Raw genomic sequence first — 9,817 nt, forward strand, 5'->3', positions numbered from 1 at the left:
AATGGGGACGGATCGAAGCCGACGTCGCCGACCGCCTCAACGCCGTCCGCGCCGCCGGTGGCCGGGTGATCTCGGTCGGCACCACCAGCCTGCGGCTGCTGGAAAGCGCCACGGGCGAGGACAAGGTAATCCGCCCGTTCGCCGGCGACACGTCGATCTTCATCACGCCAGGCTATCGCTTCCGCGCGATCGACGGGCTGATGACCAATTTTCATCTGCCGAAGTCGACCCTGTTCATGCTGGTCAGTGCCCTGATGGGCCGGGAGCGGATGCAGGCGGCCTATGCCCATGCGATTGCCCAGGGCTATCGCTTCTACAGCTACGGGGACAGTTCGCTCCTTCTGCCTTAGGTCACGGGGGACGCTGGACGGGCAAGGAACGGGCATTCGGGGGATTGGGGGGCAGCGTGCAGAAGATCGACACGGGAAGTCCGTTCATCCACCGCTTTGACGAGGCGCTCGATCCGGCGCTCTGCCGGCAGCTCTGCTCCTTGCTGGAACAGCGGACGGCAGCGCATGGTCCTGCCGAGGGCGATCAGCGCCTGCCATGGCATGCGGGCGACACCTTCTCGTTCGATCATTGGGATATGGGCGAACTGCGCCGGGCGATCGGGGCCTATCGCATTATGGTCGCCCAGCTGATCTGCCTGTGCCAGCGCGAGGTGGTCTATCCGCATTTCACCGATCTCGTCCGCTGGCGGCCCGGCAAGGCGATGGCCGAACATAAGGATGACGGCTATCCCGGCGATGATCCGCTGCTGGCCTTCCGCCATTATTCGGCAGTCACTTATTGCAATGATGATTTCGAGGGTGGCGAGACCTTCATCCGCAATGGGCAGGGGGGGCATTATGTCTCACGCCCGAAAATGGGCAGCCTCGTCTTTTATCCGAGTGACGAGCGCGCGGCGCATGGCGTTCGGCCGGTGGTCGGGAGGGATCGCGTGACGCTCAGCACCTGGTATACGCGCGAGCCGGCCCACTATCGTGGCTGAGGCGCCGGATTTCGATCGGGGGTCCGTCAGTTGTAGGTTACCGTTACCGTGAGGTTGCCCGAATATTGGCCGCGCGCCGTGGTCGAAAGCACGCTGATCGTGCCGCCGACGCCCAGGGTCAGCGTGCCGGACGCCGGCATCGTCTGATTGCCGGTCGCGGTCTTCGACGTCGTGACGCTCAAGGTGCTGGCCCCGTTCGACATCACGATATTGCCTGTAGGCGAATAGCTTATCGCATAGGTCGTGCTGGGTTCGCCCGTGATGGTGAACTGCGCACGACTTGGAGCGGGGCTGGGCAGGCCGATGAGATTGGCGTTGCCGGTGATGGTCCGTGCGCCGGTGCTGTTGTTGACGACCACCGAGCCTGCCGTGCCCGATGGCTGCCGGACCAGCGTACCAAAGCTGAGGTCCGAAACCTTCGCCATCTGCAGTGGCCGTCTGATGGTGATGGTCGTCGCCACCGTCGACCCTGTCGTGGGGATTGTAGGATCCTTGGCGACATAGACATAATAAGTGCTGGTCTGGGCACCGGTCGCGCCGCCCGTATCATTCCCCGCGACCGGCAATTTGGTGTCGAGCAGGAAGGTCAGGTTCCCGGTCCCCGTCCAGCCGGTCATCGTGAAATCGAGCAGCGAACCTGTCGTCGTTCCGCTGATCGTCCCTGTTCCCGTGACGGCCGTGAACTCCTGAATCAGTCCGGCCCGCCCGGTGCTGCTCAACGCGCCGACGCGTATTCTGGCCCGGTTGCCCGCTACCGTGCAGCTGTTGGGGGAGCCGCTCCCGGCGCAGCGGATCGTCACCGTGGCGCGCCGGACGGTGCCCTTGATCCTTGCGCCGCCGCCGGACTGGACGGTCACCGTCGTGTTGGTCTGGGCGAAGACCGTGGTGCCCGATACGGCGGAAGCAACCTCGCCATAGGCAGTGATCGGGCTGATCCCGTTGACGGTGTAAGTCTGCGCAAATGCCGGCTGGCCCGTTGCCCCGACAAGCCCGAGCAACGCCAGCGGGATGGAACCGCGGCTCATTCGAAAACCACCATCGTCTGAATGTCGGGGGCTGGCCCACCCTGCGGGCCGATGGTGAAGCTGACCTGATCGACGAGCCGCATGTTCAGTCGGCGGGCCTGGGTTTCCTCGATCTCCAGCCGGTAGGTGCCCGGCCGCAATGAATCGAACAGCGCGCTGCCGTCGAACTCCGTCCGGCCCTCATGCGCTTCCCCATTCTCGTTCACGACACGCAGCATCACAGCCGAAAGCCCCACCTTTCGATCCCCGCGCCCGACGGTGATGGTGATCATCACCTCGCCCTTCGCCTGGACGGGATAAGGTATAACAGCAACGGTGCCGGCGCGAGGCGTGAATTCCGCCACCGGCGGCGGCCCGGCGACATTGTCGAGCTGGACATTGTCGAGACTCGTGCGGACCTGCGCGACCGTGCCATAGCCGAGGCCGGTGACAAGGGCGCGGCCCTTGTCGTCGGTGACGATCTCTTCTCCGCCCGAGCCGCTGGTCACCACGCCCGCGATCGGCTCTTCGCCCCGGTCGAAACGGCCATTGCCATTGTCGTCGAGAAACGCCTGGATCGCGGCGTTGCCGCCCGATGCCGCGCCGGGCCTGCGCGGCAGATAGCCCCCGCCGAGGGGATCGGGAACAAGGCTGAATGCGAGTTGGAGGCCCAGCCGCCAGTCATTGCGCGGTCGGCTATATTGTGCGTCGAGCGACAGATCCGCAAAAGGCAGGCGACGGATCGCCGAAATCTGGATCGTGCTGTCCCGGTCGCCCTGGAAACTCTGTCCCAGCCCGATGCGCACCGCCGTGCTCTCGCCGATATCGCGATCGGCGATCAGGGAGAGTGCGCCCAGGCGCAGATCGGGGAGCAGCTGATAATCGACCGCCGCGCGCAACTGCCACTGGAACAGCGCGAAGGAAGACAGGCTGACCAGACCCGACAGGCGGTTGACCGCACTGCCCATGACGGGCTCGGTCCGCTCGAAGTCGAAGCCGGTGGAGAGATAGAGGCCGCCGACCGGGGCAGAGGCGCGCAGCAGGCCCGCCCAGTTCCGGTCGCCATTGGCAAATTGGTCCCGCGTCAGGCGGAAGGAGAAGGGAATGGCAAAGCCGCGCGATGGCCGCAGCTGCCAGTCGAGGTTGAGCTCGCTTGACCGCCGCAGCGCTCGGCCGTCGCCCCCGCGAGGGATCGTCTCGTCGACGAAGCCGCCGCCATATTCGGAATGGCGGACGATCGTCGATACCTTCATCCACTCGCCGGCGAGGGCCAGCGCGACCGCCGTCCCGCCGCGTTCGTCGGCCGCGCCGTCGATCTGCGTCGCGACGCCGGCAATCGAGGTCCGCACCCCGGCGGTGGCCAATAGCCGTTCGCCGGCGCCGCTGGGCGAATAGCTGGCCAGGCCGCCGGCCAGCGTGACATTTTCGGTCAGGCCATAGGCCATGTTGGCGGTCACCCGCATGTCGCCGACGCCGGGACTGGCGATGACGTTGGAGTCGCGTGATGGAAAGCGGATCACGGTCCGTTCCTGTTGCGCGATGCCCAGATCGGCGATGAACTGGCCCGGTTCGAGCTGGCCGCCGCCGACATTGACGACGCGCACATCCTCGGTGCGTTCGCCGCGCGGGCCATAGGCGACGATCCGGATGATGTTGACGCCGCGTTGCAGCGGTACGTCTCGGAACTCGTAGCGCCCCTGGACCGGTGTCGACTGGCCGCTGCGCAGCACGTCGTTGACGTAGAGCTCGACATCATAGCCTAGCGGCAATTCGCCGCGCAGGTCGACGCGGCCGAATATGCTGGTCTGGGTCAGCGGCGCGGTGCTCAGCGACACGCCGCGTCCGGCAAGGCTGCGCGCGCCCAGCGGCAGGGCCGGAGTGAAGATGTCGCCGGCGGAAGCACGGGTGAAGCCGAGCGGTCCGAGCGCTTCGCCCTCGGCGTCGCGCCGTTCCAGCATCATGCGCGCGGTCACCGGGCGGCCCTTCTGGTCCGAGCCGACATAGCCCTGGAAATTGCTGTACAGAAGATCGCCGCCTGCCCGGACGTCGTACCGGTAGGGGTAGGGGGGCGGGCGCTCTTGCGCACCGGCCTCGACCAATATGTCGAAGCTGGGCAGGGTTACCAATGCCGGCGGGGAGTCGACATGATAGACGTCGTTGGGCGTGCTGGCTCCGTTCCGCAATCCGCGCAGCTTTGCCAGCCGGTCGAGCCGGGACTGGATCGGCAGCGGTTCGCGCGCGATAAGCTCGAGACGCAGCGCGGCTTCGTCCAGCCGGACGCGAACGGGCAGCAGCTTTTCCAGCAGCGACGTCCTGACGTAAATGTCGTTGGCGCCGACCACCATGTCGCCGGCGAGCAGCAGCTGCAGATTGCCGTCGACCCGCACCACTCCGGTGGGAAGATCCGCGACCACCGACCGCCGAGCCTCGCCTATCGTGCCGACGATCCGCTTCTCGCCCAGTTGCACGTTCAGATCGGCATCGAGCAGCCGCGACAATTCACCGACCGGAATCAGCAGTCCGACCTGCGAGGCATAGACCGGCAGTGAGTCGGTAATGTTGAGGCGATCGAGCACGACCTCGACCAGCAGCAGCTCATTCTCGTCGAGCGGATTTCCGGCGGGCTCTATATAGTCGACGAGCGTGGCCGAACCGGCGGGCTGCGCTTCCCCAGGCGCAGGAGCGAGCAACGAGACAGCCATCATGGAGAGGAACGCCGTGGTCGGCGGCCGCCTCACGGGGCGGCGACGGAGGCCTTACTGAGGATTTTACCCGGCGATGTGTCGTCGTCGCGAAACTCTATGTCGAGCCGTTCGCCGGGCGCTGGAAGGCGCGTCAGCTGAACCCGGACATATCGTCGCTCGATCTCCGGATAAACGCCGATCCCGCGCACCGCGCCGATCGGCTCCTCCCCCTGCGTCCTGCTCCCCTTTATCTCGAGATCGCCATATAGCGAATTGGCCCCCTGCCTCACGAGATCCAGTGTCAAAATAGCCGTACGGACCGCCGGCGCCTGCCCGTCGGGCGAGATATTCTCAAAGCCGATGCTTGCCTTCTCGATCGCGGCGCGGATGTCGACCGGGCCGACGCGAATGATCACGGGTATGGACAGGGCGAGCACCGAATTGATCCGGAAGGACAGTTCGCCCTCCTTGCGCCCGGCGGCCTCCTCAGCGGTCAGCCCGCTGTCTGCGGGCGGGATTCCGGTGACCGTCAGATGCGTGCGATATTCGCCCGGCGGAACCTCGCTGGTCGAAGCGGCGCGAATACGGATCGTCTGACCGGTGCCCTGCGCTACCCTGATTCGCCGGGGGGTCGCGACCAGATAGGCCTTCGCCGATTTGAGCCGTTCGAGTTCGGGCTTGCCCGCTGCGTCGCTCGCCGGGACGATCTGCCCATCGGGAAGCATCACGCGGTCGATCAATTCGACGTCGAATGATCCCGTGCCGCTGCTGCTGGCGACCGAAATCGTCGCCGACTTTCCCAGGCGGTCAAAGGTCACGCGTTTCGGATTGAGATTGACGCTGGCGACGCCGCCGGAAATCGCAGGCTCCGCGCCCTGGCTCCAGGCCGGAGCGGACTGGACCAGACAGGCCGACAGGAACAGTGCGGCGATCGGGTGCGACACCTTCTTTTGTCGCCTGGCCTGCATCCTGTTCAACTGCATCCCCGCTGCCCGTAGCCCATTCCCGGAGCTAGGTTTATACTAGTTATATTGGACCGCAACTACCAAGACGCCCGCATAATTGCCGGCTTCCGCAGAGGCATTGGGTTGCAGGGCACCACCCACGTCGAACGCCAGTGCGCCGCTGTCCTTGCCGAAGGCGACCAGCCGTGTGCCACCGCCACCGGCTATGCTGGTGGTGGTGGTGAATTCCACTTCCCCCTGGCCGTTCAGGCGCAGCAGCGACACAGTCTGGGGGACGCTGATAGATACCACCTGATCGGGGTCGCCGAGCAGGGTGAAACTTGCCTGGCTGGACAGCCCGGGGCTGATCCCCTGAGCGATCTGTTCTGCGGCTTCGGTGCCCAGGCTGATACGCGGGGCGGCGGAGAAGCCCGACGGAAGGGGGAGGGACGTCGATCCCACGCTGGTTCCGATATTGGTCAGTAGCGGTACCGTCACGGCACCGATGACCACCGACTGTTCGGCCGTGACGCCACCCGGCTGAATGATCGTCACTCCGGCATCGGTGGAGGCACCGGACTGGGATTGCCCGAATGCGGCTGGCGCCAGCGCCGCCGACAGGAGCAGCATCTCCGCGAAGATTGTCCCCGAGCGGATCATCATCGGTCCTCGACGCCTGTCCCACGGCCCGGCGGGTATCGCGCGGGCCGGGGCGGCGATCCGTCAGTTATAGGCGACGGTGGTCGAGAAGGTACCGCTGTAATTTCCGCTAACGGTCGTGTTGCTCACGCTGAAGCTGCCGCCGACATAGAGCGTACCGTCGCCGGAGAAGTTGCCGGTGGTGCCGAGCGTGCCCGACAGAGTGTCGGTCGTGGCTTCCGGAGTCAGCGTCACCGTGATGTTGTTGCTGCCGTCGGTCATGACCACGGTGGCGGGAACGGTGATGGCAACGGTCTGCGCGCCTTCGCCGGTCACGGTATAGGATGCGCGGGTCCGCGTGCCGCCGGCGACCAGAACGGCGGTGCCGCTGTCCACCGTCGGCGTGTCCGAGGAGGTCGCAATGGTGATCGTGCTGCTGCCCGAAGCGGGGCGGACGACCGTACCGAAGGCCAGATTGTTGACCTTGGTGAGCGCGATCGGCTGGATGATGCGAACCGAGCTGGTGGTCGATTCCGAATCACTTGCCTGAGCAAAAGCGGTTCCACCGACCGATGTCGTCAGGACTATCGCACTGAGCAGCTTCGCTATCGTCTTCATGATAACCCCCCAAATAATCGATGCAACTACAACCCCTTGGGAGACAAAGTCGGAGCCCCCGCCCCGATCTGATCCTTGCCCCTTCGGAAAATTACCGACTTGGCGCTGTGTACGGCTGCAAGACTTCCGTCGCGTCAACCGTGGTTAGCAATACACTAACCACGTTGCTTTCGATACGGGATTCTAACGATTGCCCGGTGCTGGCGGTCGATGAACCGTTTTGCTTTATGCGAAGGGCGGCCGCTCCTGCTGCGCACAGCGTGCAGGAACGGCCTATAAGCTGCCTATTTGCGCAGTGTCGCGCTCTCGTCGCGCTCGGCGCGGAACTCCGAGTCTGCGCTCCACTCCGGCCAGATCCGGCTGTCTGCGAGCGTCCGTCCGGTAGCGTACAGCAGCGTCAGGTCGGGTGCGACGTTGGACAGGTCCCAGTCGTCGCTCCATTCGTCGGCGGGCTGGTGATAGCGGTCCTTCACATAGGCTTCCGCCAGCGCATTGCCCCGCGCCACGCCGCCGTTGAGCAGGTCGATCCCGGGCTCGAACGAGACGGCGGGAATGCCTGCCTTCGCCATCGGGAAATGATCCGAACGGAAGAAGGCCCCGGTCTGCGTGTTGGGATCGGGCACGAAGGTCCGGCCGAGCGCCTTGCCCTGCGCCACCAGCATGTCGAGCAGGCCCAGCTTCGCCACGCCCGAGATCGAGAAGTCGCGCGCCTGACCGCCGCCGACGATGCTGTCCATGTTGATCACGCCGGCGGTCTTCGCCGCAGGATAGACGGGATTGGCCGCATAGTAAGTCGAACCGAGCAGGCCCTTCTCCTCGGCGGTCACCGCCAGAAAGACGATCGACCGGTCGGTGCGCGGCGCCTTGGCGAAGGTCCGCGCCAGTTCGAGCAGCGCGGCGATCCCCGTCGCATTGTCGCGTGCGCCATTATAGATGCGGTCGCCGCGCGCGTCGGGCAGCCCCACGCCGAGATGGTCCCAATGGCCCGAATAGATCACCGTCTCGTCGGGATGGCCCTTGCCGGGCAGGCGCCCGAGCACATTGTAGCTGACGATCTTCTCCGGCTTAACCGCATAGTCGGCGTCGAGCGTCGCTTTCAGGGCGACCGGCTTGAAGTCCTTGCGCCGCGCCGCCGCCTTCATCGCCTCGAAGTCGAGCCCCGATGCCTTGAACAGCTCCGCCGCGATGTCGCGCTGGATCCAGCCCTCCATCGGGCTGTGGGCCGAGGCCGGATCCTGCCGGACGATGTCGAACATCGTGTTGGTGTTCGAGTTCTTGACGGTGGCCCAGCCATAGGACGCCGGGGCCGTCTCATGGATGACGAGGACGCCGGCCGCGCCCTGTCGCGCGCCTTCCTCATATTTGTAGGTCCAGCGGCCATAATAGGTCATCGTCTTGCCGCCGAAATCGCCTTCGCCGCCTTCGAAGTCGGGGTCGTTGACGAGCACGACCATGATCTTGCCCTTGAGGTCGGCGCCCTTGAAATCGTCCCAGCCGCGCTCGGGCGCTTTCACGCCATAGCCGACGAACACCAGCGGCGCGCCGGCGAGCCGGATCTCGGTCTGGCCGGTCATCGCGGCGCGCACCGCAATCTCCTCGCCCTGCGTCAGCGCGCGGGGCGCGGCATCGCCGATGCGCAGGCTCAGCTTCGGCGATCCGACGATGTCGGACTTGAGCAGCGGAACGTCCTGCGTCCAGCCGCCGCCGGTGCCGCCCGGCTGCAGCCCGGCCGCCTTCATCTGGGCGGTGATATAGGCGATCGTCTTCTTCTCGCCCTCGGTGGCCGGGGCGCGGCCCTCGAAGCTGTCGTCGGCGAGCGTCTTCACGTCCTGCGCATAGCGTTGCAGGTCGAAGGCGGGAGCGGGCGTCGCAGCGGCACAAACGACCGGCATGAGCGAGATCGAGCAGGCGAGGGCGGTGAGCATCTTGCGCATGAGCGGGGGCATCCTGTCTGGGGAGAGTATTTGTCTATACATTAAAGCTGGGAAGAGGCCCGCCTCAGCGGTTGCCGCCGATGATGTCGCCGAGGCCGCCGAGCACCGAGCCTTCGCCACGGTTCTGACCGCTGCCCATTGCGGCGGCCATCATCCGGCCGGCGAGGCGCGAGAAGGGGAGCGACTGGATCCACACCTTGCCGGGGCCGCGCAGCCGCGCGAAGAACAGGCCTTCGCCACCGAAGAAGATGCTCTTGACCCCGCCGGCGGTGATCAGGTCGAAATCGACGCTGGGGGTGAAGGCGGCGATGCAGCCGGTGTCGACATGGATTTCCTCGCCCGCCGCCAGTTCGCGCTCGACCACGGTGCCGCCCATCTGGACGAACACCCAGCCATCGCCTTCGAGCTTCTGCATGATGAAACCCTCTCCACCGAACAGGCCGGTCATCACGCGCTTCTGGAAATGGACGCCGATCGACACGCCGCGCGCCGCGGCGAGGAAGCTGTCCTTCTGGCAGATCAGCCGCCCGCCATAATCGGCCAGCCGTATCGGCAGGATCGCCCCCGGCGTCGGCGAGGCGAAGGCGACGCGCGCCTTGCCCTGGCCCTGATGGGTGAAGACCGTGGTGAACAGGCTTTCGCCGGTGACGAGCCGCTTGCCCGCGCCGAGCAGCTTGCCCATGAAGCCTTCATTGGCGCCGCCGCTGCCGTCGCCGAACACCGTCGTCATGCTGATGCTGCCGTCCTTCCAGACGAGCGCACCGGCTTCGGCGACCGCACTCTCGCCCGGATCGAGTTCAATCTCGACGAACTGAAGTTCCTGGCCCTTGATCTCGAAATCGATGTCGTCGGACACGCTCGCGCTGCGATGGTGCGACTGCGGCTGGCCCCAGGGGCTATCGAAAGACATTGAAAACTCCGCGCTAAATGGATGGCCTGCTTCTACCATGCGGCGGCGCCCGGCCAATGGCGCGAATCAGGAGGGGGCAAGGGGGGGCAGCCT

At 65.6% G+C, this 9,817-nt stretch carries 9 protein-coding genes; 2 read left to right on the forward strand and 7 right to left on the reverse strand.

The features are described from left to right. Together KAY22_RS19855 and KAY22_RS19860 are read left to right on the forward strand one after the other, a co-directional pair. Positions 1-350, forward strand: a 350-nt coding sequence (locus tag KAY22_RS19855; protein ID WP_296624989.1) for an S-adenosylmethionine:tRNA ribosyltransferase-isomerase, incomplete at its 5' end; no start/stop codon positions are given. Between the two features lie 56 nt (positions 351-406). Then, a complete protein-coding gene (locus KAY22_RS19860; RefSeq protein WP_296624990.1) occupies positions 407-991 on the forward strand; it encodes a 2OG-Fe(II) oxygenase in 585 nt (194 codons plus the stop codon). A 26-nt stretch (positions 992-1,017) separates the two neighbouring features. On the opposite strand, the gene KAY22_RS19865 is transcribed toward KAY22_RS19860, so the two are convergent. From KAY22_RS19865 to KAY22_RS19895, 7 genes are all read right to left on the reverse strand, one after another. Further along, the gene (locus tag KAY22_RS19865) at positions 1,018-2,016 is read right to left on the reverse strand and encodes a DUF4402 domain-containing protein (protein ID WP_296624991.1); all 999 of its coding nucleotides are present in this window, start codon (positions 2,014-2,016) and stop codon (positions 1,018-1,020) included. After that, entirely contained in the window at positions 2,013-4,700 is a 2,688-nt protein-coding gene (locus KAY22_RS19870) for a hypothetical protein (protein ID WP_296624992.1), read from the reverse strand. The genes KAY22_RS19865 and KAY22_RS19870 overlap by 4 nt, the downstream gene beginning before the upstream one ends. 29 nt (positions 4,701-4,729) lie before the next feature. Beyond that, complete coding sequence (locus KAY22_RS19875) at positions 4,730-5,623, reverse strand: hypothetical protein (RefSeq protein ID WP_296624993.1); 894 nt, start codon at positions 5,621-5,623, stop codon at positions 4,730-4,732. A 78-nt stretch (positions 5,624-5,701) separates the two neighbouring features. Beyond that, positions 5,702-6,286, reverse strand: coding sequence for a DUF4402 domain-containing protein (locus tag KAY22_RS19880; protein ID WP_296624994.1), 585 nt, complete (start codon positions 6,284-6,286; stop codon positions 5,702-5,704). Between the two features lie 60 nt (positions 6,287-6,346). Next, complete coding sequence (locus KAY22_RS19885) at positions 6,347-6,880, reverse strand: DUF4402 domain-containing protein (RefSeq protein ID WP_296624995.1); 534 nt, start codon at positions 6,878-6,880, stop codon at positions 6,347-6,349. Between the two features lie 284 nt (positions 6,881-7,164). Beyond that, positions 7,165-8,814, reverse strand: a complete 1,650-nt coding sequence (locus tag KAY22_RS19890) for a M28 family metallopeptidase (protein WP_296624996.1) — start codon at positions 8,812-8,814, stop codon at positions 7,165-7,167. Between the two features lie 64 nt (positions 8,815-8,878). Next, positions 8,879-9,724 carry a TIGR00266 family protein gene (locus KAY22_RS19895; RefSeq protein WP_296624997.1) on the reverse strand — a complete coding sequence of 282 codons (846 nt, stop codon included), beginning with the start codon at positions 9,722-9,724 and terminating at the stop codon, positions 8,879-8,881. Between the last annotated feature and the right edge of the window lie 93 nt (positions 9,725-9,817).

This window comes from Rhizorhabdus sp. (assembly GCF_018006725.1).
Lineage (GTDB): Bacteria > Pseudomonadota > Alphaproteobacteria > Sphingomonadales > Sphingomonadaceae > Rhizorhabdus.

What these genes read in the sequence shown, in the direction of transcription:
- KAY22_RS19890 (WP_296624996.1), bottom strand. Translation starts at nt 8,814, where the DNA reads ATGCGCAAGATGCTCACCGCCCTCGCCTGCTCGATCTCGCTCATGCCG.
- KAY22_RS19865 (WP_296624991.1), bottom strand. Translation starts at nt 2,016, where the DNA reads ATGAGCCGCGGTTCCATCCCGCTGGCGTTGCTCGGGCTTGTCGGGGCA.
- KAY22_RS19870 (WP_296624992.1), bottom strand. Translation starts at nt 4,700, where the DNA reads ATGATGGCTGTCTCGTTGCTCGCTCCTGCGCCTGGGGAAGCGCAGCCC.
- KAY22_RS19880 (WP_296624994.1), bottom strand. Translation starts at nt 6,286, where the DNA reads ATGATGATCCGCTCGGGGACAATCTTCGCGGAGATGCTGCTCCTGTCG.
- KAY22_RS19895 (WP_296624997.1), bottom strand. Translation starts at nt 9,724, where the DNA reads ATGTCTTTCGATAGCCCCTGGGGCCAGCCGCAGTCGCACCATCGCAGC.
- KAY22_RS19885 (WP_296624995.1), bottom strand. Translation starts at nt 6,880, where the DNA reads ATGAAGACGATAGCGAAGCTGCTCAGTGCGATAGTCCTGACGACATCG.